The sequence below is a fragment of the Pseudarthrobacter sp. B907 genome, from assembly GCF_040137805.1.
Lineage (GTDB): Bacteria > Actinomycetota > Actinomycetes > Actinomycetales > Micrococcaceae > Arthrobacter.
In genome coordinates, this window is sequence record NZ_JBEEQE010000010.1 from 112939 (window position 1) to 138555 (window position 25617).

Annotated in this window: 28 protein-coding genes, 1 pseudogene and 1 riboswitch; of the genes and pseudogenes, 20 read left to right on the top strand and 9 right to left on the bottom strand. The window is 69.4% G+C overall.

All coding sequences use genetic code 11. The annotated features are described in order from the left end of the window. The first annotated feature begins 7 nt into the window (after positions 1 to 7). The 3 genes and pseudogenes from kce (at position 8) to ABLI39_RS10745 (ending at position 2835) form a co-directional block, all read left to right on the top strand. On the top strand, positions 8 to 940 hold the full coding sequence (kce, locus tag ABLI39_RS10735) for a 3,5-dioxohexanoate:acetyl-CoA acetone transferase (RefSeq protein ID WP_138768164.1): 933 nt from the start codon (positions 8 to 10) through the stop codon (positions 938 to 940). Positions 941 to 944: 4 nt separating this feature from the next. Next, positions 945 to 1934 (top strand): annotated as a pseudogene (locus ABLI39_RS10740) (glycerate kinase). 406 nt (positions 1935 to 2340) lie between these two features. Then, positions 2341 to 2835 carry a carboxymuconolactone decarboxylase family protein gene (locus tag ABLI39_RS10745; protein WP_349413408.1) on the top strand — a complete coding sequence of 165 codons (495 nt, stop codon included), beginning with the start codon at positions 2341 to 2343 and terminating at the stop codon, positions 2833 to 2835. A gap of 20 nt (positions 2836 to 2855) precedes the next feature. Here ABLI39_RS10745 and ABLI39_RS10750 read toward each other — a convergent pair whose 3' ends face one another. From ABLI39_RS10750 to ABLI39_RS10765, 4 genes are read right to left on the bottom strand one after another with little or no spacing between them, the layout of a single operon-like run. Further along, the gene (locus ABLI39_RS10750; RefSeq protein ID WP_349413409.1) at positions 2856 to 3905 is read right to left on the bottom strand and encodes a sulfate/molybdate ABC transporter ATP-binding protein; all 1050 of its coding nucleotides are present in this window, start codon (positions 3903 to 3905) and stop codon (positions 2856 to 2858) included. Further along, on the bottom strand, positions 3902 to 4747 hold the full coding sequence (locus ABLI39_RS10755; protein ID WP_349413410.1) for an ABC transporter permease: 846 nt from the start codon (positions 4745 to 4747) through the stop codon (positions 3902 to 3904). The genes ABLI39_RS10750 and ABLI39_RS10755 overlap by 4 nt, the downstream gene beginning before the upstream one ends. Continuing rightward, a complete protein-coding gene (gene modA / locus ABLI39_RS10760) occupies positions 4744 to 5514 on the bottom strand; it encodes a molybdate ABC transporter substrate-binding protein (protein WP_349413411.1) in 771 nt (256 codons plus the stop codon). The genes ABLI39_RS10755 and modA overlap by 4 nt, the downstream gene beginning before the upstream one ends. Next, on the bottom strand, positions 5511 to 5921 hold the full coding sequence (locus ABLI39_RS10765; protein ID WP_349413412.1) for a TOBE domain-containing protein: 411 nt from the start codon (positions 5919 to 5921) through the stop codon (positions 5511 to 5513). Before ABLI39_RS10765 ends, modA begins: the two co-directional genes overlap by 4 nt. Positions 5922 to 6095: 174 nt before the next feature. On the opposite strand from ABLI39_RS10765, the gene ABLI39_RS10770 reads away from it, so the two are divergent. The 4 genes from ABLI39_RS10770 to ABLI39_RS10785 are packed head-to-tail and all read left to right on the top strand — an operon-like array spanning position 6096 to position 8907. Next, a complete protein-coding gene (locus tag ABLI39_RS10770; RefSeq protein ID WP_349413413.1) occupies positions 6096 to 7430 on the top strand; it encodes an FAD-binding oxidoreductase in 1335 nt (444 codons plus the stop codon). Positions 7431 to 7439: 9 nt separating this feature from the next. After that, positions 7440 to 8309: a DUF4031 domain-containing protein gene (locus tag ABLI39_RS10775; RefSeq protein ID WP_349413414.1), complete on the top strand. Its 870-nt coding sequence runs from the start codon at positions 7440 to 7442 to the stop codon at positions 8307 to 8309. 44 nt (positions 8310 to 8353) lie between these two features. Continuing rightward, positions 8354 to 8506 carry a ribbon-helix-helix domain-containing protein gene (locus ABLI39_RS10780; RefSeq protein WP_349413415.1) on the top strand — a complete coding sequence of 51 codons (153 nt, stop codon included), beginning with the start codon at positions 8354 to 8356 and terminating at the stop codon, positions 8504 to 8506. Next, complete coding sequence (locus tag ABLI39_RS10785) at positions 8503 to 8907, top strand: VOC family protein (protein ID WP_349413416.1); 405 nt, start codon at positions 8503 to 8505, stop codon at positions 8905 to 8907. Before ABLI39_RS10780 ends, ABLI39_RS10785 begins: the two co-directional genes overlap by 4 nt. A gap of 76 nt (positions 8908 to 8983) precedes the next feature. On the opposite strand, the gene ABLI39_RS10790 is transcribed toward ABLI39_RS10785, so the two are convergent. The 3 genes from ABLI39_RS10790 to ABLI39_RS10800 form a co-directional block, all read right to left on the bottom strand. Continuing rightward, positions 8984 to 9472, bottom strand: a complete 489-nt coding sequence (locus tag ABLI39_RS10790; RefSeq protein WP_349413417.1) for an SRPBCC family protein — start codon at positions 9470 to 9472, stop codon at positions 8984 to 8986. A gap of 42 nt (positions 9473 to 9514) precedes the next feature. Next, positions 9515 to 9916, bottom strand: a complete 402-nt coding sequence (locus ABLI39_RS10795) for a YccF domain-containing protein (protein WP_349413418.1) — start codon at positions 9914 to 9916, stop codon at positions 9515 to 9517. A 63-nt stretch (positions 9917 to 9979) separates the two neighbouring features. After that, entirely contained in the window at positions 9980 to 10525 is a 546-nt protein-coding gene (locus ABLI39_RS10800) for a YceI family protein (RefSeq protein WP_349413419.1), read from the bottom strand. Positions 10526 to 10795: 270 nt separating this feature from the next. Between ABLI39_RS10800 and ABLI39_RS10805 the strand changes: the two genes are divergently transcribed. After that, positions 10796 to 11887 carry a metallophosphoesterase gene (locus ABLI39_RS10805; protein WP_349413420.1) on the top strand — a complete coding sequence of 364 codons (1092 nt, stop codon included), beginning with the start codon at positions 10796 to 10798 and terminating at the stop codon, positions 11885 to 11887. 4 nt (positions 11888 to 11891) lie between these two features. Here the strand turns inward: ABLI39_RS10805 and ABLI39_RS10810 are convergent, their stop codons facing one another. After that, positions 11892 to 12629, bottom strand: a complete 738-nt coding sequence (locus tag ABLI39_RS10810) for a glycoside hydrolase family 16 protein (RefSeq protein ID WP_349413421.1) — start codon at positions 12627 to 12629, stop codon at positions 11892 to 11894. 595 nt (positions 12630 to 13224) lie between these two features. On the opposite strand from ABLI39_RS10810, the gene ABLI39_RS10815 reads away from it, so the two are divergent. The 7 genes from ABLI39_RS10815 to ABLI39_RS10845 all read left to right on the top strand — a co-directional run bounded on the left by ABLI39_RS10815 (position 13225) and on the right by ABLI39_RS10845 (position 21442). Beyond that, a complete protein-coding gene (locus ABLI39_RS10815) occupies positions 13225 to 14025 on the top strand; it encodes a glycosyltransferase family 2 protein (protein WP_349413422.1) in 801 nt (266 codons plus the stop codon). Between the two features lies 1 nt (position 14026). Beyond that, positions 14027 to 15025, top strand: coding sequence for a glycosyltransferase family 2 protein (locus ABLI39_RS10820; RefSeq protein WP_349413423.1), 999 nt, complete (start codon positions 14027 to 14029; stop codon positions 15023 to 15025). Positions 15026 to 15095: 70 nt separating this feature from the next. Continuing rightward, complete coding sequence (locus ABLI39_RS10825; RefSeq protein ID WP_349413424.1) at positions 15096 to 16196, top strand: hypothetical protein; 1101 nt, start codon at positions 15096 to 15098, stop codon at positions 16194 to 16196. Beyond that, positions 16193 to 18313 (top strand): glycosyltransferase, encoded by a 2121-nt coding sequence (locus ABLI39_RS10830; RefSeq protein WP_349413425.1) that lies wholly within the window; start codon positions 16193 to 16195, stop codon positions 18311 to 18313. Before ABLI39_RS10825 ends, ABLI39_RS10830 begins: the two co-directional genes overlap by 4 nt. Positions 18314 to 18435: 122 nt before the next feature. Continuing rightward, the gene (locus ABLI39_RS10835; RefSeq protein WP_349413426.1) at positions 18436 to 20220 is read left to right on the top strand and encodes a hypothetical protein; all 1785 of its coding nucleotides are present in this window, start codon (positions 18436 to 18438) and stop codon (positions 20218 to 20220) included. Next, a complete protein-coding gene (locus ABLI39_RS10840; protein ID WP_349413427.1) occupies positions 20210 to 20587 on the top strand; it encodes a hypothetical protein in 378 nt (125 codons plus the stop codon). The genes ABLI39_RS10835 and ABLI39_RS10840 overlap by 11 nt, the downstream gene beginning before the upstream one ends. A 120-nt stretch (positions 20588 to 20707) precedes the next feature. After that, positions 20708 to 21442, top strand: coding sequence for a polysaccharide lyase family protein (locus ABLI39_RS10845; RefSeq protein WP_349413428.1), 735 nt, complete (start codon positions 20708 to 20710; stop codon positions 21440 to 21442). Between the two features lie 55 nt (positions 21443 to 21497). Here ABLI39_RS10845 and ABLI39_RS10850 read toward each other — a convergent pair whose 3' ends face one another. Then, complete coding sequence (locus tag ABLI39_RS10850) at positions 21498 to 22097, bottom strand: phosphoribosylanthranilate isomerase (RefSeq protein ID WP_349413429.1); 600 nt, start codon at positions 22095 to 22097, stop codon at positions 21498 to 21500. A 107-nt stretch (positions 22098 to 22204) separates the two neighbouring features. On the opposite strand from ABLI39_RS10850, the gene ABLI39_RS10855 reads away from it, so the two are divergent. From ABLI39_RS10855 to ABLI39_RS10875, 5 genes are all read left to right on the top strand, one after another. After that, positions 22205 to 22807 (top strand): HutD/Ves family protein, encoded by a 603-nt coding sequence (locus tag ABLI39_RS10855; protein WP_349413430.1) that lies wholly within the window; start codon positions 22205 to 22207, stop codon positions 22805 to 22807. Positions 22808 to 22890: 83 nt separating this feature from the next. Further along, positions 22891 to 22955, top strand: a riboswitch (guanidine-III (ykkC-III) riboswitch). Positions 22956 to 22964: 9 nt separating this feature from the next. Continuing rightward, the gene (locus ABLI39_RS10860) at positions 22965 to 23288 is read left to right on the top strand and encodes a DMT family transporter (RefSeq protein ID WP_349413431.1); all 324 of its coding nucleotides are present in this window, start codon (positions 22965 to 22967) and stop codon (positions 23286 to 23288) included. 2 nt (positions 23289 to 23290) lie between these two features. Further along, positions 23291 to 23686 (top strand): DMT family transporter, encoded by a 396-nt coding sequence (locus ABLI39_RS10865; protein WP_349413432.1) that lies wholly within the window; start codon positions 23291 to 23293, stop codon positions 23684 to 23686. A gap of 156 nt (positions 23687 to 23842) precedes the next feature. Continuing rightward, complete coding sequence (locus tag ABLI39_RS10870; RefSeq protein WP_349413433.1) at positions 23843 to 24853, top strand: aldo/keto reductase; 1011 nt, start codon at positions 23843 to 23845, stop codon at positions 24851 to 24853. Between the two features lie 21 nt (positions 24854 to 24874). Continuing rightward, entirely contained in the window at positions 24875 to 25525 is a 651-nt protein-coding gene (locus ABLI39_RS10875; protein ID WP_349413434.1) for an MBL fold metallo-hydrolase, read from the top strand. Positions 25526 to 25617: the final 92 nt, after the last annotated feature.

Below are 25617 nucleotides of genomic sequence, written 5' to 3' on the forward strand. Positions count from 1 at the left end.
CAACCCCATGGCTGCTGCACGCAAAGTCATCATCACCAGCGCCGTCACCGGTGCCATCCACACGCCGTCGATGTCCCCGCACCTGCCGGTGTCGCCGGATGAGATCGCCGACGCCGCGATCGGCGCAGCCGAGGCCGGCGCCGCGATTGTGCACATGCACGCCCGCGACCCGAAGGACGGCCGGCCCTCCCAGGACCCCGAGCACTTCGCCCCGATCCTGGACAAGCTCAAGCGCAACACCGACGCCGTCATCAACATCACCACCGGCGGCTCCCCGCACATGACCGTGGAGGAGCGGATGCAGCCGGCCGCCCTCTTCAAGCCCGAGCTTGCCTCGCTGAACATGGGGTCGATGAACTTCGGCCTCTACCCGATGCTGGACCGGTTCACGGAGTTCGGCCACGAGTGGGAGCGCGAGGGCCTTGAGAAGAGCCGGGACCTGGTCTTCAAGAACACCTTCCAGGACATCGAAACCATTCTCGGCATCGGCAACGAAAACGGCACCCGGTTCGAATTCGAGTGCTACGACATCTCCCACCTGAACAACCTGGCCCACTTCCACGCCCGCGGCCTGGCCCGCGGCCCGCTGTTCGTCCAGTCCGTCTTCGGCCTGCTCGGCGGCATCGGGGCGCACCCGGAAGACCTGATGCACATGCGCCGCACCGCGGACCGGCTGCTGGGCGACGACTACGAGTGGTCCATCCTGGGCGCCGGCAAGAACCAGATGCCGCTCGCCACGATCGGCGCGGCCATGGGCTCGCACGTCCGGGTGGGCCTGGAGGACTCGCTCTGGATCGGCCCGGGCCAGCTCGCCACCTCCAACGCCCAGCAGGTCACCCGGATCCGCACCATCCTGGAGGCGCTGAACTTCGAGATCGCCACCCCGGACGAGGCCCGCGAAATGCTGCAGCTCAAGGGCCGCGACAAGGTGGGATTCTAGGCCCGTGAGCATCCTCGTTGCCCCGGACAGCTTCAAGGGCACCTTCGCGGCCGCGCAGGTCAGCGCCCACATCGCCGCCGGAATCCGGGCTGCCGGCGCGTCCGCCGTCGAACTTCCCGTGGCCGACGGCGGCGAGGGGACCTTCGAGGTGCTGGTCCGGGGACTCGACGCCCGTCCGGTCCGGGTCCGCACCGTGGGCCCCTGGGGCGACGACGTCGAAACTGTCGTTGCGCTGGCCCCGGACGGGACCGCCGTCGTCTAACTCGCGTTCGCCAGCGGACTGAACCTGCCCACAGCCGGGGACCGGGACCCCGTCCTGGCCAGCACCTACGGCAGCGGGGTGATGATGGCGGAAGCCGTCCGGCTCGGGGCGCGGCGCCTGCTGGTGGCCGCCGGGGGCTCCGCCACCACCGACGGCGGGGCCGGCGCCATCGCCGCCATCGAGGAGCGCGGCGGCCTCAACGGCGCCGAGGTGGTGGTCCTCAGCGACGTGACCACCCGCTTCGCCGACGCCGCCCGGGTCTTCGGGCCGCAGAAGGGCGCCGAACCCGCCACGGTGGAGGCCCTCACGCGGCGGCTCGACGCCTTGGCCGACGGGTTTGATCGTGAACTGGGCCGGGACCCCCGCCCGGTGAAGCGCACCGGGGCCGCCGGCGGCTTCTCTGGCGGCATGTGGGCGAAGTACAGGGCCCGGCTGGTCTCCGGCGCGGACCTCGTCCTGGACCTGCTCGACTTCGACGCGCAGGCGGCAGCCAGCAGCGCGGTGGTGGTGGGCGAGGGCCGACTGGACTCCCAGACCGGCCAGGGCAAGATCATCGCCGCTATCCTGGCCCGGAGCGGCACGACGCCGGTGTACGCCGTCGTCGGTTCAGTCCATGATGACCTGGGTGACTATGCGGAGAACTTCGCGGGCGTGATCGTGGCCAGCGACGCGGACGCTCTGGTGGCGGCGGGGACACGTCTCGCCCGCATCACCGGACATGCCCGTCGCTGACACGCTCGGATGGACATGCCCGTCGTTGGCGCCCGGGAATGAGCATGTCCGTCTCCGGGCCATTGCACCCGGGGATTGGTTGGCCCGCATCTGGCCCTTGGAATGGACATATCCGTCCCTGACGCCAGCCAATGGACATATCCCCGCTATGCCCATCCTTCGCGCCGAAGAATGGACATGTCCCCGGGGCGGCAGCGCGGGGGCTGGGCATGCCCGGCACCGGGGCTGAGGGATGGGCATGTCCGTCACAAGGAAGCGATCCGGCGGTCGGCTCCCCCAAGGAACCGACCACCGGATCGAATAACGGCTACGGGTAACGGCTACGGGTAAAGTCTGTCATACATTTGACAAGTTTGTCACACGCCGTGCGGGCGGGGTGTCCCCCGGCCTCTGTAATCTGGGACGCATGAGTGAGACTTCAGCCCCCGGGCACGGCCCGCGCAGCGTTTTCCTGGACAAAGAACACCCCGCCGCGTGGCGTGCGCTCAACGGCTTGGGCCTGAAAGTCAAGGAATCCGCCACCGAGGCGGGCCTGGACCAGGCGCTGATCGAACTGTTGAACGTGCGCATCTCGCAGATCAACGGCTGCGCTTTCTGCCTGGACCTGCATGTTGGGGACGCCGTCACGAACGGCGAATCAGCCCAGCGCCTGGCGGTGCTCCCGGCCTGGCGCGACACGGACCTCTTCACCGAAAAGGAACGCGCCGCCCTGACCCTCGCCGAAGCGATCACCAACATCTCCGACGCCGACGCACGCGAGCACGAGGGCCGCCAGGCACGCAAGCACCTCACCGACGCCGAGTTCTCCGCGGTCAGCTGGCTCGCCATCACCATGAACGCCTTCAACCGCGTCTCGATCGTCAGCCAGCACCCGGTCCGGAAGAAGCCGCGGGACGCCTAGGACCAGGGCCCCCAATAGCCCTACGCCGGGTACACGGACACCGCGGCCGCTTTGACCACAAAGTAGGCGCGCACCCCCGGCGCCAGGCCCAGATCCGCCGACGCCGCGGGGGTCACGTCCGCGGACAGCTCCCCGGCCCGCACCCGGATCTGGTCTCCGTGCGGCTCCAGGTCGGTCACCGTCACCGGGAAGGAGTTCCGCGGACTGCCGTGCGCCTCGTCCAGGAACACGGAGACGGCCGACGGCGGAAAGGCCGCCACGCCGCCCAGCCCCGCAACCGGAGGGTCCTCGTGCCGGCCCGCCAGTTCCTGGCCCGAGGCCGTCCGGAGCCCGTCCGTGGTGACGGTCCCGGCCACGAGGTTCAGCCCGGCCAGCCCCGCGGCGAAGCGGCTCCGCGGCCGTTGAAGCACCTCCCGGGTAGGGCCTTCCTCGGTGATCCTGCCGCCCTCCAGTACGACCACCCGGTCGGCCAGCATGTACGCATCGAGCACGTCGTGCGTCACGATGATGGCCCGGCGCCCGGCCAGCACCCGCTTGAGCAGCCGCCGCAGCAGCGGGGCCGCGTGGACGTCCAGGGCGGCCATCGGCTCGTCGAGCAGCAGCAGGCCCGGGTCGGCCGCCAGCGCCCGGGCCACCGCCACCCGCTGCGCCTGGCCGCCGGAGAGTTCCGAGGGCCGCCGGCCGGCCAGGTCCGAGGCGTCGACCTCCGCCAGCCAGTGCCTGGCCGCCTCCCGCGCCTGGGTCCGAGGGACACCGGCGCTCCGGGGACCGAAGGCGACGTTTTCGAGTGCGCTCAGGTGCGGAAACAGCAGCGGCTCCTGGGCCAGCAGGGCGGTGCCGCGGCGGTGCGGCGGGATCCACGCCTGCGGACCGGGGCCCAGGTCGAAGAGGACGCGCCCGTCCAGCTCCGCCCGGCCGGCATCGGGCCGCAGCAGGCCCGCCACGGCCGAGAGCAGGGTGGATTTCCCGGCGCCGTTCGGTCCGAGGACCGCCACCGTTTCTGCCGGCCCGAGCTCCAGCGCGACGTCGAAACCGCGGTCGGCGACGGCGGCGTCGAACGTGAACGTCATGCCCGCCCCGGCCCGGCCGCCGCAAGGCTGCCCGCAGTTCGGCCGCCCGCACGGCCGGCGGGCGACGCACCCCGGTAGCTGAGTCCGACGACGACGACCGCCACCACGACGAGCAGCAGGGAAAGCGCGACGGCGTCGTCGGCGTCGGTCTCCCGCTGCAGGTAGATCTCCAGCGGCAGGGTGCGGGTGACGCCTTGCAGGCTTCCCGCGAAGGTGAGCGTGGCGCCGAATTCACCGAGGCTTCGGGCGAAGGAGAGCACGGCGCCGGAGGCGAGCCCGGGCAGCACCAGCGGCAGGGTGACCCGGCGCAGCACGGTGGTGGGGCGCGCGCCGAGGGTGGCGGCCACGGCCTCGTACCGGCTGCCGGCCGAGCGGAGCGCCCCTTCGAGGCTGACCACGAGGAACGGCAGCGCCACGAAGGTCTGCGCGAGCACCACCGCCGTCGTCGAGAACGCGATTTGGAGGCCGGCCACCTCAAGGCTCCGCCCCAGCAGCCCCTGCCGGCCGAAGGTGTACAGCAGCGCGATGCCGCCAACCACCGGCGGCAGCACCAGCGGCAGCAGCACAAAGGAACGCAGCAGCCGCTGGCCCCGGAATTCGCCCCGGGCCAGCACCAGCGCCAGCGGAACCCCGAGCACAACGCAGAGCACGGTGCTCGCCGCCGCCGTGCGCAGGCTCAGGCCCAGGGCGGTTAGCGAGGCCTCCGAGCTGACGAGCGGAATGAACTGGGCCCAATTGACCCGGGCCACCATGGCCGCGAGCGGCAGCAGCACAAACAGTGCCCCGGCGGCGGCGAGGCCCAGCACCCAGCGCGGGATGCCGCTGTAGCCGTGCCGCGTCACGGGCGTCCGAAGCCCGCGTCGGCGAGGACCTGCTGCCCCTCGGCTCCGCTGACCAGCGCAACGAAGGCGGCGGCCAGTTCCTTGTTCTTGCTGTCCTTCAGCGCGGCGATCGGGTACTTGTTGACGGCGTACGCGGACTCGGGGAAGTCGATCCCCTTGACCTTGTCGCCGGCGGCCTTGACGTCGGTGACGTAGACCAGCCCGGCGTCGGCCTCCCCCGAGGTGACCTTGCCGAGCACGTCTGTGACGGCGGATTCCTCGCTGACCGGCTTCAGCGCCACGCCGGCCCTGGCCGCAATCGTCGCGGCCGCGGCGCCGCAGGGAACCTGGGCCGCGCAGACCACCAGCTTGGTCCCGGGCCGGGCCAGGTCGGCGAACGAGCCGATGTTCGCCGGGTTGGCCGGCGGCACGGCGATGGCCAGGACGTTGCTGGCAAAATCCCGGGGTGCACCCTCCACCAGGGCGGCGCCGGCGACTTTAGCCATGTTCTTCTGGTCCGCGGAGGCGAAGACGTCCGCGGGGGCGCCCTGGCCCAGCTGGGTGGAAAGGTCGGCGGAGCCGGCGAAGCTGAGCGTGACCCTGGTCCCGGGGTGGCCGGCCTCAAACTTCGTCGCCAGGGCAGTGAAGGGCGCCTTCAGCGAGGCCGCCGCGAACACCGTCAAGTTCTTGTCCGGTGCGCCCCCGCCGGACGGGGCGGCACAGCCGGAGGCCGCGGCGGCCAGGGCCACCGCCAGCGCTGTGGCGGCGGCGCGGCGGAACCGGCTCATATCAGCGCCCGTCCGTGCGGACTTTCGATGATCACCGTGGTGGCCTTGACGACGGCGGTGGCCACCGAGCCCAGTTCCAGGCCGAGTTCGCTGACGGCTTCGCTGCTCATCAGGGACACAACCCTGAACGGCCCGCACTGCAGTTCCACCTGGGCCATCACGGTGTCCGCGGTGATGGCAGTGACGAGCCCGACGAACCGGTTCCGGGCCGAACTTCCGGCCCGGGCGGGATCCTCCGGCAGTTTCGCCTGGTCCCGGGCGAGAGTGGCAAGTTCCAGGCCGTCGACGGCGAGCCGGCCCGCCTCATCCTTGAGCGGGGTGAGGCTGCCGTTCTCGGTCCAGCGGCGAACGGTGTCGTCGCTGACGCCGAGGAACCGGGCCGCCTCGGAAACGCGGATACGAGTCATAGGCTCACTCTATCCCGCATTTGCGTCAATACGACCGTCCCAGGCGCTCATCTTCCGGAACCTGTTGCACCGGGGGCCTGCAGACCCGGGATACCGTCCGCTGTAGCCCTGCCGGGGCATCCGCCGTAGGATTTTGGGGTGGGGTGGAGTCGCGGTCGGCTAGGGAGCACAGCCATGAAATGGGTCAGGCCGGACAGCACGGACTATGACGACACTCGAAAACTCTTCAACGCGATGATCGACCGGCACCCGGCCGTCATTGCCCGATGCGCGGACGCCGCCGACGTGGCAGACGCCCTGGCCTACGCCCGGGACAACAGCCTCGACGTCGCGGTCCGGGCGGGCGGCCATTCCGTGGCCGGCATGTCCACCAACGACGACGGCCTGGTGGTGGACGTCCGTCCGATGAAGTCCATCACGGTGGACCCGGAGAACCGGACCGTGGCGGTGGGCGCCGGCGTCACCTGGGGCGAGTTCGACCGCGCCACCCAGCAACACGGCCTCGCCACCACCGGCGGCCGGGCGTCCACCACGGGGGTGGCCGGATTCACCCTCGGCGGCGGCTCGGGCTGGCTGGAACGCTCGTTCGGCTTCGCCTGCGACAACCTGCTCTCGGTGGACCTCGTGACGGCGGCCGGCGAGCGCGTCACCGCGAGCGCCCAGGAGAACCCGGAACTGTTCTGGGCGCTGCACGGCGGCGGCGGAAACTTCGGCGTCGCCACCGGCTTCACCTTCCGGCTGCACGAACTCGGGCCCACGGTGCAGGCCGGCCTGATGCTCTGGCCCGGCGCCGCGTCCGCGGACCTCGCCCGGGCCTACCGGGAGCTCTCGCTGGCGGCGCCGGACGCCGTCGGCAGTGCGCTCGTGTACCTGACGGCACCGCCGGAACCCTTTGTCCCGGAGGACATGGTGGGCAAGCAGGCCGTGGGACTGGCCTACCTCTTCGCGGGTGACCCCGCCGAAGGGGCGGAAAACGCAGTCCCGTTCCGTGAGCTGGGCCCGGCCGTGGACCTGGTCGGGGAGATGGCCTACGCCGACTTCCAGTCGATGATCGACGACCCGCCCAACCTCTACAACTACTGGAGCGCGGACTACCACGACGAACTGCCAGACGACGCCCTGGACGTGATCGTGGACTCCGCGCGGCGCCTTCCGGGGGCGCACTCCCAGCAGTTGGTGGCCCGCTGGGGCGGCGCCGTCGCGGGACCGGCGGCGGCCCAGACCCCGCTGCAGAACCGGGGCGCCAAGTGGGTCACGCACCCGTTCGGCATCGAGGAGACGCCGGAGGGCGGCCAGGAGGCCAAGGCCTGGGTGAAGAAGTTCCGCCAGGACATTGCCCCCTACGCCAACGGCGGCGTCTGGCTGAACTTCGTCGGGGACGAGGGCGCGGACCGCGTCCGGGCGGCCTTTGGCGCGGACAACTACGCCCGGCTGGCGCGGGTAAAGCGCGAGTTCGATCCGGGCAACGTCTTCCGCGGCAACCAGAACATCCAGCCGGCCGCCTCGTAGACTGCCTGCATGGCCGTCTACCTTGATCCGCCGCTGTGGCCCGCCCACGGAACCCGCTTCTCGCACCTCATCTCGGACAGCTCGCTCGAGGAACTGCATGCCTTCGCCCGGGCCGCCGGCATCCCGGAGCGGGCGTTCGACGGCGACCATTACGACGTCGCCGAAGCCCGCTACGGCGCCCTCGTGGCCGCCGGAGCCGTTCCGGTTGAGGGCAGGATCCTGGTCCGCAAGCTGATCGCGAGCGGCCTGCGGATTCCGGCGAGGCGGCGCAACGGGTCCCTGAAGCTGCCGCTGCTCACCCGCTGGAACGAGGTCCTCCTCGGCCACGACGCGCTCTTCCTGGACCTGCTGGACCGCTGGGGCGAGGAGCACCGGAAGTACCACGGCCGCACCCACCTGCTCGCCGTGCTGGAGGCCCTGGACCTGCTGGCCGAGCCGGCGCGGCCGGACCGCACGGTGCTGCTCGCGGCCTGGTTCCACGACGCTGTCTACCGCGGCATCGCCGGCGAGGACGAGGAGGAGTCGGCCCGGCTCGCCGAGGAGCGGCTGGTGCACGCCGGGCTGCCCGCGGACGAGGTGGACGAGGTCGCGCGGCTGGTCAGGATGACGGCGGACCACCGGCCGGACCCCGACGACGGGGCCGCCGCACTGCTCAGCGACGCCGACCTCTCCGTCCTGGCCGGAGAGCCGGCGGCCTACGCCCGCTACCTCGCCGCCGTCCGCGAAGACTTCGCGCATATCGGCGACGCCGATTTCGCTGCCGGACGCGCCGCCGTCGTCCGCCGGTTGCTGGAACTGGACCCGCTCTTCCACACCGCACGCGGCCGGGAGCTGTGGCAGGACGCGGCGCGGCGGAACCTGCAGGGCGAACTTAGCTGAGAAACCCCTTGCGGCCAGGACGCTAGATTGCTAGCATTCTAGCCATGACAGAGAAAGTGCAGTTCAACGTCTATCTGCCGGCACCGCTGGTGAAGCGGGTCAAGCACGCCGCCATCGAGGAGGGGCTCTCATTGTCCGCCTTCGTGGAAGAGGCCCTGGCCCGGACCCTGGACACAACGAAAGGCCACCGCGAATGAGAATCACCCCGATCCGCTTCGTCCGTGACGTCGAGGCCTCCCGCGTCTTCTACGCGCTGCTGGGGCTTGCCGAGCGGACCGAGGCGACCAGCGGCACCTGGGCCGACCTTAACGCGGTCGGCGGCTCGCTGGGGCTGCACATCGCCCGGCACCCCGGCACACACGACGACGCCGGCGCGGTGGCCCTGCAGTTCATCAGCGATGAGAAGCTTGAGCCGCTGGCGGAGCGGCTGGCCGCGGCCGGCTACGAGGCCTCGCCCGTCATGGATGAAACCTTCGGGCGGTACTTCACCGTCCTGGACCCCGACGGCTACCGCATCCAGGTCAATGAGGCCGATAAGGACCTGCAGAACCTCAGCTACGAAATCCGTGAGTCCGCGGCCCTGAAACCGCAGCCTTAACCCCAACGCGGGGTCACGTAGCGCCCATAAATCCTCTCGGGATGGGCGCTACGTGACCCCGCGTTGCCTGGCTTTCCTATGCGCCGCGGCGGAGGTGTTCGGCGAGGCGGTCGAAGGACTCCCGCCAGCCGGAGCCGTTGCTGTCGCGGTTCTCCGCCGTGTCAAAGGGCCCCTGAGTGAAGGTCATCCGGGTGCCGCCGTCGATCTCCTCCAGCCGGAACGTCACCTCGGTCTCGAAGCCCCTGGTCCCGTCCGGCTTGTCCCAGGCATGGGTGAATACAAACAGACTGGGCGGCTCGATGTCCGTGTGGACCCCGCTCCACCAGTACTCCTGCCCGGTGGCGTCCTGGACCATGCAGGCCCGGTACAGGCCGCCGACCTCCAGGTCGGCGTCAATGCTTTCCCGCGGGGCATGGAACCCCCGCGGACCCCACCACGCCGGCGCCTGGTCCGGATCGGTCAGGGCGGACCAGACCGCCGTGATGGGGACCTGGAACTCGCGGGTGATGACCAGCATCAGCTCATCATCGCTGGGCGCCGCTTCCGGAAACGTTGGCTCTGGCATTGCACTCTCCCTCGGGTGCCGGGTGGTCCGCCCGGACAGGCCCTAGCGGTAGCCGGTCACAAAGGGCCGATCGGTGGGAACGATCTGCTTGCCCAGCGGCATCAGGGACACCGGGATGAGCTTGAGGTTCGCGATGGCCAGCGGGATGCCGATGATGGTGATCGCCATGGCGAAGGCCGTGACCACATGCCCGATCGCGATCCAGATGCCGGCCACCAGCAGCCAGATGACATTTCCGAGCAGGGTAAAGACGCCGTTCCCGCCCGGCCTGTCCACCACCATGCGGCCGAACGGCCACAGGGTGTAGGACGCGATCCGGAACGAGGCCAGCCCCCACGGGATGGTGATGATCAGCAGGCAGCAGATGATGCCGGCCAGGAAGTATCCCAGCGCCAGCCAGAGGCCGCCGAAAACCAGCCAGATGATGTTGAGCAGTGTCTTCATGGCACCATTGTCTCCCGCCGGCCGCGGATCCGGATCAGGGGTTAGCCCTGAGCGGCCCCTGAATCAGGCCTGCTTGACCATGGCCGCTTCGACGTTGATCTTGACCTTGTCGCTGACCAACAGGCCGCCGGCCTCGAGGGCGGCGTTCCAGGTCAGGCCGAATTCCTTGCGGCTGATGTCCGTCTCGGCGCTGAAACCGGCCCGCGTGGCGCCGAACGGATCCACCGCGATGCCGGTGAACTCGACTTCGAGGTCCACGGGCTTGGTCACGCCGCGGATGGTGAGGTCGCCGGTGAGCACGTAGTCCTCGCCGTCGCCCCTGATGGAGGTTGCGCGGAAGGTCATCTCGGGGAAGTTCTCGACGTCGAAAAAGTCGGGTCCGCGCACATGGCCGTCCCGGTTGGCGTCGCCGGAGTCAAAGCTGGCGGTCTTGATCGTGGCGTGCAGGCTCGCGTCGGCGAGCGAATCCCGCACACGTGCTTCCGCCGAGGCCTCGTTGAAGCGGCCGCGGACCTTGCTGATTCCGGCGTGGCGGACGCTGAATCCGATCTCGCTGTGGGACATGTCCAAGGTCCAGACGCCGGGGGTCAATCCTTCGGGCAGGGTCATCGCCATTTCTCCTTCGCATCGGTGGCGGGCGTGCCCGCCGGGAATCGGAAGTCCCAAGAAGCATGCTAGCGAGGAAGCCCGGGCGGCGATAGGTACCGCGGCCGCCGGCCCCGCGCCCACGACGGCCGCGGCCAACCGGCCAAAGACCTCTGGCCTTGGCCGAGCTGCCGGGCTTACCCTAGGCCTAGCAGCCGCCGAATTGTCCGTCGCCGAATCGTCCGTCGCTGCCCGGCCGCGCCGGCCGGGCTCAGACTCTTGATGTGAGGAATCGTGGCCCGATCATCCCGCGCACCGAACAGGATCGGCCTTGCGGCGGGCCTGCTGACGGCGGCCCTGATGCTGTCAGCGTGCACCCCGGAGACCCCGCAGCCTCCGCCGTCCAGCTCTGCGGGCCAGCCGACGTCGGCGGCCCCGCCGGAGCCCTCGCCCCCGCCCATCGAGGGCTCCTCCGTTCATTTCACCGCCCAGGGGGACACCGGCGTCGGAAACGGCGCCCGGAAGGTGCTGGACGTGATTGCGCAGCTCAAACCGCAACTGAACCTGGGCCTTGGTGATTACACCTACATGGCGGGGATCGAGCAGCAGTTCTGCGACCTCGTGACCGACAAGCTTGGCGCCGGCTTCCCGTACGAGGTCGTCACCGGCAACCATGAGAGCGACGGCCACGAGGGGGACATCGCCAATATCGTCAAGTGCCTGCCCAACAGGCTGCCCGGGCTGCAGGGCGAGTACGGCACCCAGTGGTACGTGGATGTCCCGCAACAGGACCCGGTGGTGCGGATCGTGATGGTCTCGCCCGGCATCGACTTCCGGGGCGGGAACCCGCTGGACTACTCCCGGGGCAGCGAGCGCTGGCGGTGGACCGCGGAGGCACTGGACGGGGCCAAGTCCCGCAATATCCCGTGGACTGTGGTGGGGATGCACGCCCCGTGCTTCAGCCTGGGCAATTACGGCTGCCAGCCCGGTGAGGAATTTACCAACATGCTGATCGAGAAGAAGGTGGACCTGGTCCTCGCCGGCCACGACCATGTCTACCAGCGAACGCACCAACTGGGCCTCTCCGGCGGCTGCCCGGGTCTGGTCCCGGCGTCGTTCTCGAGCCAGTGCCTGGCCGACACCGATGACACGATGGTCCAGGGCGCCGGGACGGTCTTCGTGGGCGTCGGCATTGGCGGGATCGGACATTACAACGTCCACGACGACGATCCGGAAGTTGGCTATTTCGCCAGCTGGTCAGGCAAGAACCGCAATGCCACCCTGGGCACGCTGGACGTGACGGCGGGCCGGGATTCCCTCACCGCGAGGCTGGTGCCGGCGGAAGGCTACAGCCACACCGACGCCTTTGAGATCCGCAGGAAGTAGTCCGCTAGAGGCGTGACCAGACGGCGATCCAGTCAAGCTGGACGTGCCCTTGGGTCTGCGGCGCCGGGCACGCCGGCAGGCAGGCCTCGGTCTGCAGGATGTAGTGCATAGGTGTGCTCGGGACAAGGGTGGTGCTGGCCCCCAGGGAGCGTCCGTCGAGCAGGAACTCCACCCGCCCCGGGCTCCATTCGGTGGTGGCGATGTGCCAGGACGTGAACGTCGACGTCGAGTCGAACTTGTCGAACCCGTCCTGCGGTGCGGCATAGTGCGCCGCGCCGTAGATGATGTCACTCAGCTGTCCTTCGGGAAAATCGATCTCGCCGTCCCGCGGCCAGACCCCGCTGTCCGGCCAGAAGAGCCAAGCCGTCTTGTACCCTGCCAGCGAATCGGCCCTGAACCGGACCGAAACCCGGCCGTAGAGCAGGCTGTTCGCCCGCGGCGGCGCGGTGCTGGCGTTCGGAATCCTGGGCGTCGGGGCGGCCCCCATGAACACCCCGTTCTCCGAGTGCATGAACCAGTCGAGGACGCCGTTGCTCACGCTGAGCACCCTGCTCGGGTAGTAGCCGGATTTGCCGCCGCTGGCCTGGCCCGCGGTATCCGGCGTCCCGTCTTTGTAGCCGGCACTCCAGCGCCCCTGGTAGGCGGGCCCCGGGAAGGCACCTAGCGGGACATCCCCCTGGGTGAAGTCCTCGGTGAAGACCTGTTTCCAGCCCGGCAGATCCCCCACCGGCAGGCTCTGCATTGCCGCCAGTTCCAAGTCGGACAGTACGGCTGGCGGCGGGGCCGGCTTGGCGCGCGCTGGCGGCGGGGCCGGCTTGGCGGGAGCGGCGGGCGGCGCCGACTCGGCGGCAGGCGCGGTCGCAGGCGCGGACGGCGTCGACCGGGCACCCTGTGCGGGCGGCGGCGTCGATGGAGCAGGATTCGGCGTGCCCCCGCTGGAGCAGCCGGCGAGCAACAGGACGACGGCGGGCACAAGCAGGCGCCTGAAATCGGGCTTCCGGCCCCTGGCCCGTCGGGTAGCGCCGCCTTCACCGGGTATCCGCATGGCGCCAGTCTGGCACCGACGGCGGCGCCAATCAACGGTTCCGCAGACCCCGCGGATTTAGCTTGAAAGTTCAAGTTAACTCAAGGTTTTTACAAGTTCCTGAGTCGACTATGGAAAGGGGGAAATCATGGAAGTTGCCGCAACGGGCAGTACGCACGTAGGTCTACATCCTGGTTCCTGACAACCGGGGAATGACTGCAGTTGGGGCGAAAGCTAACAACGTCATTGAGTGGTGAGGCTAATGTCCATCCCAAATCTTGCTTCAAAATCGCGCCCTCAGACGACGCCGCCCATGATTCCAGCTTCCGTCAGCGTGGTCATCCCCACCCTAAACGAGGCCATGAACCTGCCCTGGGTCCTTCGCCGCATGCCTTCCTACGTGGACGAGGTTGTCATCGTCGACGGGCGCTCCCTCGACAGCACAGTCGAGGTGGCCAAGGCCCTGCGCCTGGACATCGTGGTGGTGGACGAGCACCGGGCAGGCAAAGGTGCCGCCGTCCGCGCAGGTTTCGCCGCCGCCTCGGGCGACATCATCGTCATGCTGGACGGGGACGGCAGCATGGACCCCCAGGAAATCGGGTGGCTGGTCGCCCCGCTGCAGCACGAATACGACTTCGTCAAGGGATCCCGCTACGTGACCGGCGGCGGCTCCGACGACATCACTCTGCTGCGGACCACCGGCAACCGGCTGCTCACCGCGCTGGCCAATCTCGTCCTGGGCAGCGACTTCTCCGACCTCTGCTACGGCTACATCGCCCTGCGCCGGGAATGCGTCGAAGTGCTGGAACTCCAGTCGGACGGATTCGAAATCGAAACGGAGCTGATTGTGCGCGCCTCCCGGGCCGGGCTGCGGATCGCCGAGGTGCCCAGCCGCGAACTGGCCCGGATCTCCGGGAACTCAAACCTCCACACCTTCCGGGACGGGTGGCGCGTGCTGCGCACCCTGGCCCGGGAACGCCTCAGCTGGGAGGCCCCGACCGCCGGCGCCCGGCCCGAGGCCCTGCGCCGGGTCAAATACAAGTATCCGAACAAAGCGTTCCCGCACATTCCCACAGATCCGCGGAGCGTGCTCGGCGTAGCGGTAGGGGAATAGGATGTCCCAGATCCCGGGATTGCCGAGCGTGTCGGTCGTCATTTGCTCCTACGCGGAAGAGCGCTGGGACCTTCTCATCGGCGCCATCGATTCGCTACGGCCCCAGACGCACAGCCCGCAGCAGACGATCGTCGTCGTCGACTACAACGTGGAGCTGTACAAGCGGCTCATCTTCAGCGTTCCCGACGTCGTGATCGTGGAGAACACCGGGCCCAAGGGCCTCTCAGGTGCCCGGAACACCGGCGCCGGCGTCGCCAATGCCGAGATCGTCGCCTTCCTGGACGACGACGCCGAGGCCGACCCGGACTGGCTCGAGCGGCTCGCCGCCATGTACGACGACGATGATGTGCTGGCAGTCGGCGGCAGCGTCCAGCCGGCCTGGGATGCCGGCCGGCCGCGCTACTTCGCCGAGGAACTGGACTGGATCGTTGGCTGCACGTACCACGGCCTGCCCAAAGTCGCCGCCGAAGTGCGCAACGTGATCGGCGCGAACATGTCCTTCCGGGCCGACGTGCTGAAGCGTGTCGGGGGCTTCAACCCGGAGCTTGGCCGGCAGGACGCGCAGCCCCTCGGCTGCGAAGAAACGGAGCTGTGCATCCGGGCTGTGATCGGCGCCCCGGGTTCGCGGGTGGTGTACGAACCGGCCGCCGTGGTGCACCACCACGTCCCAAGGGAGCGCGGCACGCTGAAGTACATGCTGGCGCGGTCCTGGTCCGAGGGCATTTCGAAGGCCCGGGTCAGCCGGCTCGTTGGGCACAAGCGGGCGCTCGGCCCCGAACGGCGCTATGTCCGCCAGGTCCTGCCGCGCGCCGTCTTCGCCGGAATCCGTGACGCGGTGCGCGGGAATGACCTCGCCGGCCTCGGCCGCTCCGCCATGGTGATGGCTGTGCTCGCCACGACCGCCCTGGGGTATGTCCGTGGGCGCCGGCTGCCTCCGGCCCCCGCCCAGCAGGAAACACGCCAGCCAGCACCCGACGATCTGTGGAGGGAAGTTCAGTGAAAGCGATCTCAGTAGGCGGGCCCGGCGACTGCGTCCGCGGCCGCGGTCGTGGTTCCCGGAGGCTCGAACCATGAGCCAGTCGGAGCGGGACGTGCTCAACCCTGCCGGCGCCGCCGCCGGCGCGAGCTTTGACGTCCACGGGCTGGTCGGCATCGACGTCGAGCCAGGCACGCCGGGCGAGTCCCAGCTGCGCGACATGCTCGCGCCCTTCCTGCGCGGCTCCCGGGCGCCGCTTCGGCTGCACATCAGCGGAGCCGTGTCGGAGGTTCCCGGCCAGTCGCATGCAGAGGACGCCTACCGTTTTACCGGCGATTCGCTGTACCTGCCCGCGGACCGAGTGCAGATCATCGAAACCCGCGACGGCTACCGTATCCAGGGCCAGGGGGAACTCCTGACTGCCGTCATCCCCTTGCTGGACCGGCTCTGCGTCCGCGAGGACGCCGCCATGATCCACGCCGCCGTCGTGGACTTCCGGGGTTCCGGCGTCCTGTTGCCGGCCTGGGGCGGGGTGGGCAAAACCAGCACCGTCGCCAAGCTGGTCGCCACCCCCGGCGTCCGGTTTATGGCCGACGACTGGGCCTTCACCGGCGCGGACGGCATGCTCATGGGCTACGCCAAGCCGATGTTCATCAAGCCGCACCACCGCGCCATCTATCCCGACCTCTTCCACGGCACCCGCAAGCCCCTGGCGCCGGGCTGGCTCACCAACCCCGTCGCGCGCCTGGCGACGGCCGTGCACCCGGTCATCGTCCGGTACCCGAAGACCGCGGCCTTCACCCGCCGCTGGTCCCCCGAGCACCGGATGGTGCACCCGGACCAGGTGTTCGGAGCCGAACGGATCTCCTCCGCCGCGCCGGCCCGGCTGGCAATCTTCCTCGAACGGTTCGATGGCGCCGAAGCAAGGCTGGAGGCCCGCAGCCGGGAGTGGATGACCTCCCGCATCATCGGCAACTTCCACTCCGAACTGCCCATGGTGTCCCGCCGGCTGGTCGAAGCACTCGGCGCGACCGGGCTGGTCCCGCTCGAGGACCATTTCGGGCAAAAGGCCGCGGTGGTGCGCCGGGCGCTGGAAGACGTGCCCTGCTCGCTCCTGCGGATCCCTGCGGACTGGTCCGCCGACCGGACCTCGGACTACGTGGCCAACCTGGTCCGCTCGAAATTGGATGAGTGAGGTACGGACCAGTGGGGGACCTTGAAGTGTCGGTGATCATTCCGGCGCGGAATGCCGCGGCCTGGCTGGGCGAATGCCTTGAGTCGGTTCGCGCCCAGCACCCGCGCGAGATCATCGTGGTCGACGGCTGTTCGCTGGACGACACTGTCAGCATTGCCCGGTCCCTCGGGGCCCGCGTCCTCTCCGACGAGGGCCGCGGCCTGCCGGCCGCGCGGATGCTGGGGGTCCAAAACGCGGGCTGCGAGGTCGTCGCCCTGATCGACGCCGACGTTGTGCTTCCGCCGGGCACGTTGAGGCGGCTGCTGCGCGAATTCGACGACGGCGCCTTCGACGGCCTGCAGTTCGGGCTGGCCAGCGAGTCCGACGGCCCGGGCTACTGGGGCGCCGCCCTGGCCTGGCACCACAACCACAGCCGTGTCCGGTCCTGGTTCGGTGTCAGCGCCACGCTGATGCGCCGGGACGTGCTGCTGTCCGTCGGCTTCGATGACAACTTCCGTTCCGGTGAGGACATCGAATTGCGGATCCGGCTCGAGGACGGCGGCTACAAGCTCGGCGTCTCCCCCACGACCGTGGTCCGGCACCGCTTCGCCGACACCTTCGACTGCGCCCGCGACCAATGGCTCCAGGACGGCGCCGGCATGGCCCGGACCATCCGGAAGCATCCGGGCCGGGCGGGCTGGCTGGCCGTCCTGCCGCTGCTGGCCTCCGTGCGCGGCGTCGGCCTGTCCCTGGTCCACGCCCCCCGCTTCCTGCCCTACTGGGCCGGCTTCCTGCTCTACAACTACCGCGCTATGTTCGGCGAGATCCTCCGCCCCCAGTCGCGCCCGCTCTCCGTCGGAGGCAACGCGGCCTGGCTCGCGGCGGCCCGGATCGCCCCCATGGTGACGGGGTTCCTGTTCTGGGCGCTCGCCGCGCTCCTGCTGCCGCCGGAGCAGATCGGGCTCGGGTCGGCCGTGGTGTCCGCCGCCCTCCTCACCGTCCAACTCGGCATGCTCGGCGTCGGGCCGGCCACCCTGACCCTCCTGCCCGGCGAGCCCGACGGCGGCCGGAGGCTGACTGCAACGAGCCTGCTGACCGTCGGGGTTTCCGCGTTGCTGGTGGGCGGAGTGCTCGCGGCGGTCACCTATTCGATGGGCACCGGCGTCGGCGAGGCCTGGCGCAACCCGGTTGTCACCATCATCTTCCTGGCGACGGCATTCTTCGCCAGCGCGGCCTACCAGCTGGACCACATCGGCGTGGCCCAGGAGCGGGCGGACCGTGCCCTGGTCCGCAGCCTGCTGCAGAGCCTGGTGCAGCTGGGAGTCCTCGGCCTGGCCTTCGCCGCCGGGATCCGGGACCTCTCCGTCGTGGTGGGCGCCGTGGCCGCGGGGGCCCTGGTCAGCGTTCTCGCCGGGCTGCGGCAGCTGCGCCGGGCACGGCTTGAACCGGACTGGCGGCACGGCCTGCGCCCCCGGTCCGCCCTCGGACTGCTCCAGCCCGGACTTCCCAACCACGCCCTGATGCTGGCGGACCGGGCGCCGGGCTACCTCCTGCCGCTGATCGTCGCCGCCACCCTCGGCCCGGGGTCGACCGCCGCCTGGTACATCGTGTGGATGATGGCCTCTGCGGTCTTCTTCGTCCCGCAGTCGGCCGGGTTTTCACTCCAGACAGCCCTGGCCGGAACGCGGTCCAGACCGGGGCTGGTTTCCTCCGCCATCCGCGCAAGCCTGCTGCTCACCCTCGCGGCCGGGCTGATCCTCCTGCTGTTGGGTCCCTACCTCCTGCAGTTCCTCGGTCCGCACTACGCCTCCGCCTGGGTGCTGTTGCCGGTCCTGGTACCGGCACTGCTGCTCAGCTGCGTGACCCAGGTCTATTACGGCCTGTGCCGCGCCCGCGGGCGCCTGATGGAATCGACATTCGTCGCGGTCCTTACGGCCGTGCTGGTGGTCATCCCGGCCGCCGCCGTTGCCCAGCAATTTGGCCTTACCGGCGTATCCGTGCTCTGGTCCGCCGCCCAGGCGGCCGCGGCGCTCATCGCCGTCTGGCGTCTGATCACTCTGACCCGAGTGAAGCCCGCTGCACCTGACCCGGTCTCTTCAGCGGCACTCAACGAGCCCACTGGAATCGAGAAATCATGACACCCGAACCTTCTACCGCTGTCCCTGCTGCTCCCCCGGCGCATGGGCGCCACGAGGGCCCCAGGGATGAGGCTAAACACCCCGCAAAACATGGCGCCACGCCTCCGTCCGCCGAGCACCGGGTGGAGTCAAGCCCGCTCTGGCAGATCGGCGCGCTGGCGGGGATCGCGGCCCTGGCCCTGGTCCTGGGCATCTGGGGCCTGCGGGAGGTCGACCCGGCCCAGACCGGCGGGGCCGGGCTCATCGCCCTGCTTCCCCCGGTGTACTTCGTGGCCCTGGCCCTCAGCCTGACCGGCTTTGTCGCGTCCCTGAACCTTCGGCAATATGTCCCGGCGCTGCTTGCCGGCCAGGTGCTGGTCACTGTGCTCATCCTGCATGGAGCCGATCCGATCATCCACGGCCTGCCCCGGCTTGAGGCGAGCTACCGGCACCTCGGCATTGCCGACAGCATCGCCCAGTCCGGGCAGCTGAACCCGAACCTGGACGCCTATTTCAACTGGCCGGGCTTCTTCGACCTGCTGGGCATGCTCTCCGGCGCAACCGGAGCGAAGGACCTGATGACGATCGCGACCTGGGCACCGGTCGGCATCAACCTTCTGCTGCTCGCCCCGCTGCTGGCCCTGGCCACGCGGCTCACGGCAAACCGGCGACAGGCCTGGGCCGGCGTCTGGATCTTCTACCTGACCAGCTGGGTCGGACAGGACTACCTGGCGCCCCAGGCCTACGCGTTTATCCTGCTCGTCACACTCTTCGCCTGCCTCCTGAGCACCTTCAGCGGCTGGGCTTGGCCCACCGGCGGGAACCGCTTCACCATGGCGCTCGCCCGGACCGTGGACAAACTGGACAAGTCGGTGCCGCAGGGGCAGGGCCTGGTCCAGCCCTCCCAGCGGGACTCAGCGATCCTCATGGGAATCTGCGCACTGATCCTGCTCGCCATGACGGCTTCGCACCAGCTCACCCCGTTCGCCGCTGTCCCGGTCCTCGTGGCGTTTATGCTGATTGGGCGGCTGCGCTCGCGGTTCCTGCCGCTGCTGGCCTTGGTCCTGCCGGTGTTTTGGCTCGTTTTTGTCGCCTCTGCCTATTTCCAAGGCCACCAGGACCAGCTCTTCGGCTCCTTCGGCGACATTGGCGCGAACACGCTCGGGGCACTGAACGACAGGATCTCCGGCAGCGGTCCGCACCTCGCCGTGGTCTACACCCGGATCGCGGAGGTCGGGGTGATCTGGATCCTGGCGATCATCGGCGCCGTTATGGGCCACCGGAGGGCCACACCGTGGCTGGCCGCCGCGGTTGGCGCCCTCGCTCCGCTCCTGCTGGTTTCGGTCCAGCCCTACGGCGGCGAACTGTTGCTGCGGCTTTTCCTGTTCAGCCTGCCGTTCGCGGCGTGCCTGGTGGTGCTCCCGCTGATGTGGGACCGGCCGGCCGGACCCGGTCTGGTTCGCGGTGTGGTACTGCTAGTGCTCGGCGCGGCGTTGGCCACAACGACGCTCGTCACGCGGTACGGCAATGACAGCATGGAGACCTTCTCACGCGCCGAAATCGCGCTCGTGGACCGGCTTTACGCGACGGCACCTCCCGGCTCCGTGCTGATCGAGGCGATCCGCAACACCCCCTGGAAATACCAGGACTATGCCAGCTATGACTACCGCGCCCTGGCCGCCGTCGAACCCCGGCCCGACGCTGCACCGCTGAGCTGCGACACGGCAAACCAGATCGCCAGGCGTGCCGGAGCGTACCTGATCGTCACGGTATCCCAGCAGCACGCCGCGGAGCTGCGCGGCACGACGCGGGCAGGGGATCTTCAGCACTTTATCGACACCTGCGGCACCGGCCCGGGCTGGCAAAAGGTCAGCGAAAACGCCGGCGGGGTCATCTTCCACATCGAAGGAGCAAAAAATGGCAATTGAACGCACGCACGTGGGCTACGCAACGGCAGCCGTGGCGGTAGCGGCCATACCGCTCTCTTTCGTGGGGCCAGAGTCACTCCGGCTCGCCGTCGTCGGCCTGTTCCTGCTGGCCGGGCCGGGCACGGCGCTGGTCCTCCTGATCCGGTTCGGACCGGCCAGCTCCACGGTGGCCGCCGGCGCGATCCCGCTGGCAACTGCGCTCGCCGTCGCCGTCAGCCTCACCCTCTCCACGCTCGTGGCCACGGCCATGATCTACGCGCGGCTCTGGGCCCCTCCGGCCGGGGTCTGCCTCCTAGCCCTTGTCACCCTCGGCCTGCTGGCCGTGGACTACCGGCGAACCAGGCCCGCCCCGGCGGAGGCGCGATGACCCTTTCTTGGCGTGACGCTGATCGGGCAGCCGAATGAGCTGCCAAAAACCAGCGCCGGCGGTTCGCACCCGTTGGATCAGATGAAGTAACCGCTCGCACGAAATCCTGAGAGTAGATCAATGAGAAAACTAAAAGCACTCGGCACGATTGCCACCACCGGCCTGCTCGTCACGGGCATGCTCTTCGGTACGGCGCAGGCGAGCTCGGCGGCTACCTGCAGGACCGGCACCCCCGTGCCCACGAACAGCTTCCCCGGCACCGTCGCCGTCGCCACGAACTTTGAGTCCGGCAGCCTCGCACCCTTCATTCCGACGGTGTCCGGTACCGGCACGGCGGCCGTCACGAGCCCGTTGGCCAAGACAGGGACGTGCTCGGCCAAACTCCACGTCACCACGGACGCCGGTTCGCTGGCAAACCTCTCCACACCGACCCTGGCCGCCGGAACCAAAACCGTCTACGCGGACGGCTGGTTCAACATCACCCAGGCCGGAGTGGCCGGCAACGACGTGCCCTATTTCCGCGTCTTCTCCGGCAGCACCCGGGTGGCCGACGTTTACCGCTACAACAGCAACGGCCAGCTGTGGCTTCGAGTGACCGCCCCGAACGGGACGTTCGTCTACACCAAGCTGATCGCCGGAAGCATCAGCCTCAGCGCCTGGCACCGGGTCCAGATGCGGGTCACCAGCAACGGCACGAAGTCGACCATCCAGGTCTGGTTCGACGGAGTGCTGAAGTACTCCAGCAGCGCGGTCAGCATGGCCGGCAGCGGGCTGACCAAGGTCCAACTGGGGGCCGAACACAACCGCCAGATGGGCGATTGCTACATCGATGACGTAGTCATCAAGCGCTCCTAGTTGCAGGGCGCACGCGGCGGCCGGGAATCCGTTCCCGGCCGCCGCCGCGTGCCGGTCAGGCAGCCTTGGCCGCCTTCACGAACGCCCGGATCTTGGCAAGGTCCTTGACGCCTCGGGACTGTTCGACGCCGGAGGACACGTCCACTCCCCACGCGCCGGCAGCCGCGGCGGCCCCGGCCACGTTTGCCGGGTCCAGGCCGCCGGCCAGCAGCCACTTCCGGCCCTCCAGCCCCAGCCGGCGGACGGACGCGTAATCCCAGGCCTCGCCGGAGCCGGGCACGGCAGCGTCGATGAGCAGCAGGTCCTCTCCCCAGTCGGCAAAAGCTTCGGGCGCGTCGGCCATGGTGATGGCCCGGATGACCTTCAGGGCCGCCGCGTGCACGGTCCGGACATCCCACGGGGCGCGTTCGCCATGCAACTGCACCCATTTCAGGCCGGCTTCCCGGGCCACCGCGACGGCGTCGGCCGCCTCCTCGTGCCGGAAGACGCCCACGGCGGGCAGCCGGGCCGGCACCCCGGAGAGGAGCTCCCGGGCACGGTCCGGGGTTACCTGGCGGGGGCTGGGGGTCAGCACGAAGCCGACGGCATCCGCCCCGGCGTCGACCGCGGCCCGCACCGATTCGGCGGTGCTGAGGCCGCACACTTTGACGAACATCGCGGATCCCTTCGTAACCTTTTGGTCCTTTGACGTTAGCAAGGCCGCCCCGGCACCGCAGTTGTTACGCTACCGGGGCTCCCGGGGCTGACGGCTAGGCTGGGTCCATGGAGATCATCCGCTACGCCGCGCTCAAGCCCCGTCCCTGGCGCAACGGGGGCGGCGTGACCCGCGAGGTGGCCCGGTTCCCGCAGCCTGCTTCTCAGGGCGCCGGGGACAGCAGCTGGGATTGGCGGGTGAGCATCGCGGAGATGACCAGGGCCGGCGAGTTCTCCGCGTTCCCCGGGATGGACCGCGTCCTGACCGTGGTCGAGGGCGAACTGTTGCTGCTGAGCGTCGACGGTGCCGAGCACCCGCTGGAGCAATACCGGCCGTTCCGGTTCTCCGGCGACGCGGCCGCCGCCGGGGCCCTGCCGACGGGTGACGTCCGCGATTTGAACGTCATCACACGACGCGGGGCGTTCAAGGGCTACACCTCCATCATCGAGCTGTCGAAGAAACGGGCGCACCCCGTGTTCGAGGGCCAGCTGGGCATCCTGCTCCAGGGCCAGGCCGCCGTCACGCCAGGCACCGCGGACGGGAGCGCATCCGAAGCCGGGCCCGAGCCGCTGGACCGCTATGACGCCGTCGTGGGTTCGGACAGCGCCTCCCCCGAGATCCTGGGCCGCGGGTTCCTGGCTGTTGTGTCGATCGATCCCGTGACGGACTAGCCCAGACCGGATGCTGGCACACCGGACCTACCGGGAGTTCGCCGGCGGTTCGCCCTTCCGCCCCGGGCGTTGCTACGCTGGAATCAAGGCCCTTTCCTGGGCCTCCGGACGACGGATCAGTACCCGGTACGCGACAAGACTGGCCACAGGAGAAGTCATGTCGTGGTTAATTCTCATTCTTTCCGGCTCGCTGGAAGCCGTCTGGGCCGCTGCCCTGCACCGGACGGCGCAGGCCACGGGCCGCCGCCGGATTGCGCCGGCCGCCGTCTTCCTCGTTTCCGTCCTGGCCAGCACCGGCGGGCTCGCCGTCGCCATGCAATCCATCCCCACGGGAACGGCCTACGCCGTCTGGGTGGGCGTCGGTGTGGTGCTGACCTCCGCCTACGCCATGGCCACCCGCATGGAACCCGCGACGACGGCGCGGATCCTGCTGCTCGGCGGCATCGTCGCGTGCGTTGCCGGCCTGAAGCTGGTGGCATAACCATGGCAGCGCCGCGTACGCCGACATCGGCCGCCACAGCCCCTGCAACGACTCTGGCCTGGCTCATCCTGCTCGTTTCCGCCTTGCTGGAGGCGGTCTGGGCCACAGCCTTGGGCCTCTCCGACGGCTTCACCCGGCCGCTCCCCACCCTCGTCTTCGCCGTGACCGCCACGCTCAGCATGGTGGGGCTGGGCCTGGCCGTGAAGCGCATCCCGCTGGGCACGGCCTACGCCGTCTGGGTGGGGATCGGCGCGGCCCTGACGGTCGGCTGGGCCATGGCGACCGGCGTCGAGCCCGCCAGCCCGCTGAAACTGCTGTTTATCGCCGGAATCGTCGGCTGCGCGGCCAGCCTAAAGCTGCTGCCGGCCGGGAAATCCGCGGAATCTCCCCACCCTTAAGGCAGTACGACGGCGTGTCCCCCGCAACGCGCCGTCGTCGGGGCCCTGCAGCGGTGAAAAGTGGGGAGAACGTGGCGCCGGAGCCCGGAATAGCCACGCGCCCGCCGGGGTTCTTGGCAGGGACGGCACTATTGACGCAGCGACAGGAGACCAAAGATGACTTCAGCAACAGTCCGGCTCGGCGACGGCCTCAGCGTCAGTCCCTTGGGGTTCGGCGGCATGGCCCTGACTCCGGTGTACGGGGAGGTGGATCCGGCCGAGGCGCTGGCCACCCTGCACCATGCGGTGGACGCGGGCGTCAGCTTTATCGACACCGCGGACATTTACGGCGGCGGCAGCAACGAGGAGCTGATCGCCCAACTCCTCAAAGATCGCCGCGGCGAGGTCCAGCTGGCCACCAAGTTCGGCCTGGTGGGGACGCCGGCCACCGGCTATTCGGACATCCGGGGCGACGCCGCCTACGTGCGGCAGTCCGTGGACCGCAGCCTGAAGCGCCTCGGCACCGACACGATCGACCTGTACTACATGCACCGCCGTGACCTCCGCGTTCCGATTGTGGAAACCGTGGAGGCCATGGCGGGGCTGGTGCAGGCCGGCAAGGTGCGGCACCTGGGTCTGTCCGAGGTGACGGCCGAGGAGCTGCGGGAGGCCAGCAGCGTCCACCCGATCACCGCAGTCCAGAGCGAGTGGTCCATCTGGAGCCGCGACGTGGAACGCAACATCGTGCCTGCCGCGGCCGAACTCGGCGTGGGTTTTGTGCCGTATTCGCCGCTGGGCCGGGGATTCCTCACCGGCACCGTGGACGCCTCGAAGCTGGGCAGCAACGACTTCCGCCGCAACATCCCGCGCTTCGCCGACGCAGCCCTGGACGCCAACCAGGCCGTGGTGGCCGCGGTCCAGTCCGTCGCCGCCGAGCTGAGCGGCCCCGGAAAGACCGCGACGCCGGCCCAGGTGGCGCTGGCCTGGCTGCTTGCGCAGGGCCGGAAGCTCGGGCTGCCCGTGGTCCCGATCCCCGGCACGCGCAAGGCGGACCGGATCGATGAGAACCTGGGCGCCCTGGCCCTCGAGCTGACCCCGGCGCACTTCGAACGGCTCGACGCCGCCGCGGACACCGTCGTCGGTTCCCGCTCCGCGGACCCCACTTGGGTGTCCGAAGGCCGTGAATGACGAATCTGTAGACTGCAGCCCATGGACTCGCTCATACACACGCTTCGTGACATCACCATCCGCCGGATTTCGGTCAGCGAGATGGACAACAACGTGTACCTGCTCACGGCCAAGGCCTCCGGCGCGCAGCTGCTGATCGATGCGGCGGATGACCTGGCCGCGATCCAGGGGCTGCTGGCCGACGCCGCCGCAGACACCGCCGCGACGCCGAAACTGACGCTGATCGCCACCACGCACCAGCACTGGGACCACGTCCGTGCGCTCCCCGGCCTCGTTGAAGCGACAGGCGCAAAGACAGCCGCGGGGACGGATGACGCCGCCGAGCTACCGGTGAAGGTTGATGTCTTGCTCGATCACGGCAACGTCGGCAACTTCGACGGTTTCGACGTGACGGCGGTGCACCTGCGCGGCCACACCCCGGGCTCGGTGGCCTTCGTGTACCAGGACCCGGAGGGCACCGCGCACATCTTCTCCGGCGACTCGCTGTTCCCCGGAGGCGTAGGCAACACGCAAAAGGATCCCGAGAGGTTTGCCCAGCTGCTCAGCGATGTCACGGAACGGCTGTTTGACGTTTACCCGGACGACACTGTGGTGCACCCGGGCCACGGCAAGCCCACCACCCTCGGCGCGGAACGCCCGCACCTGGAAGAGTGGCGCGCCCGCGGCTGGTAGCTTGCCGCTGCGCTTTCAGACCGGCGCTACGCTTTCGGACGGACGCTGCCGGAATCCCCTCTCTGTCAGCCTGTTGTGAGACAGATTGTCTT